The sequence below is a fragment of the Streptomyces sp. NPDC059456 genome, assembly GCF_042750055.1.
In the GTDB taxonomy this organism is placed as follows: Bacteria; Actinomycetota; Actinomycetes; order Streptomycetales; family Streptomycetaceae; genus Streptomyces.
The window spans coordinates 1-1,464 of the sequence record NZ_JBHYVA010000312.1; the positions used below are offsets into that span (position 1 = coordinate 1).

Here is a 1,464-nt window from a genome sequence, read left to right on the forward strand (position 1 = left end):
GGGGGGCCCCCCCCCCCCCGCGCCCGGACCGGGGGGGGGGGGGGCGGCGGCTGCGGTACGGGATCAGCCCCGGCTCTTCACGCCCTGGATGAAGGAAGACCAGGCGGCAACCGGAAACACGAGCACCGGGCCGACGCCGGCCAGCTTGGTGTCGCGGACGGGGACGACACCGGGGAGGTCGTCGGACACCTCGACGCAGTTGGCACCATCGGAGTTGCTGTGGGAGGACTTTCGCCAGGACAGGCCGTTCACGTCTGCGCGCATTTCGCGTATTCCTCCGCCACCGACTCGATCAAGGTCAGGGACACGTCCGGCGACAGCGCAGCGGCCCTGGCCAGATCGTAGATTTTCCAGTGCCGGTGCACCAGCGTCGGATAGTCGAGTAGCTGCCCCACACGAGGCCCCTCCGTGTACACCACATCTGGCGCGTCAGCGAACTGCATGATGGTCACCAAAGAGCCCAGGGCTCCTTGGGCTCCGGCCGAGAACGGCACCACCTGCACGGTGATCCGATGGGCGCGGACATAGGCGGAGATATGACGCAGCTGAGCGGCCATCACGCCGGGCCCCCAACCGCCGTCCGCAGTACCGCTTCGTGCAGGACGACCCACATTTAGCCCCCGGTGCCCAGCTCCTTGTCGATCAGCTCCGCGATCTCCGGGCGCAGCCTGCGCGTGCCGCACTCCATCAGTCCGACGTACGCGCCGCTCGTGAAGATCCGCTCGCCGAGTCCCGCCTGGGTCAGACCGGCTGTCTCGCGGTGGCGCCGCAGTTCTTCGCGGGCGAACTCCTCCGGCGTGCGCGCCCCGGCCTCGTCCTTCGGCTTGGCCATGAGCCAACTCCCCGCTTCCGCAGTGCCCGTGCTCCGCGAAAAAGCGTAGTGCTCGCCGCACCCCGGGAACGACGGAACGCATTCATACGACTACCACCGGCGCTGGAGAACGCCACAGCGCCCGCCATCCCTGGTCGGGGACATGGCGGGCGCTGTGTCAGAGTTCCGCACTTCGTTGTACGGACCGTATGAGGGGTCTCCCCGGAGGGAGGGGGTACCGCCGGTGGCCCAGGACCCCGCACCGACGGCCGGAGGCCGGCGCAGCCGGGCGAAGCCCGGGAGGCCGCCAGCGGCCGAGCGGTGCGAGCACGGCGTCCGGAAGGAGCCATGGCGGGCGCTGCGTCAGAGTTCCGCACTTCGTTGAACGGACCGTATGACGGGTCTCCCCGCGCAGGCGCGGGGAGGGGTGACGGTCAGACCATCAGGGAGCGGTCCGTCGGCTTGATCGGGTACGGGAGGGCGCTGCTGCCGGTCAGGAAGCGGTCCACGCCGCGGGCGGCCGAGCGGCCCTCCGCGATCGCCCAGACGATCAGGGACTGGCCGCGGCCCGCGGGGGCGCGGGCCCAAAACCCCGCGGCGGGTGGGGGGGGGGGGCAGCGGGGCGGGGCGGGTGCCCCCCCCGGCCCGGCCCC

The 1,464-nt window shown here is 71.6% G+C and carries 3 protein-coding genes and 1 pseudogene; all 4 read right to left on the reverse strand.

Features of this window, described 5'->3' with window-relative positions; genetic code table 11:
* Window positions 1–63 precede the first annotated feature (63 nt).
* Window positions 64–264: a DUF397 domain-containing protein gene (locus tag ACFXA3_RS24645; protein WP_385190202.1), complete on the reverse strand. Its 201-nt coding sequence runs from the start codon at window positions 262–264 to the stop codon at window positions 64–66.
* Window positions 249–557: a Scr1 family TA system antitoxin-like transcriptional regulator gene (locus ACFXA3_RS24650; protein ID WP_385190205.1), complete on the reverse strand. Its 309-nt coding sequence runs from the start codon at window positions 555–557 to the stop codon at window positions 249–251. Before ACFXA3_RS24650 ends, ACFXA3_RS24645 begins: the two co-directional genes overlap by 16 nt.
* Window positions 558–613: 56 nt before the next feature.
* Window positions 614–832 carry a helix-turn-helix domain-containing protein gene (locus ACFXA3_RS24655; protein WP_385190208.1) on the reverse strand — a complete coding sequence of 73 codons (219 nt, stop codon included), beginning with the start codon at window positions 830–832 and terminating at the stop codon, window positions 614–616.
* Window positions 833–1,245: 413 nt separating this feature from the next.
* Window positions 1,246–1,464, reverse strand: a pseudogene (locus tag ACFXA3_RS24660) (hypothetical protein); the annotation flags it as partial.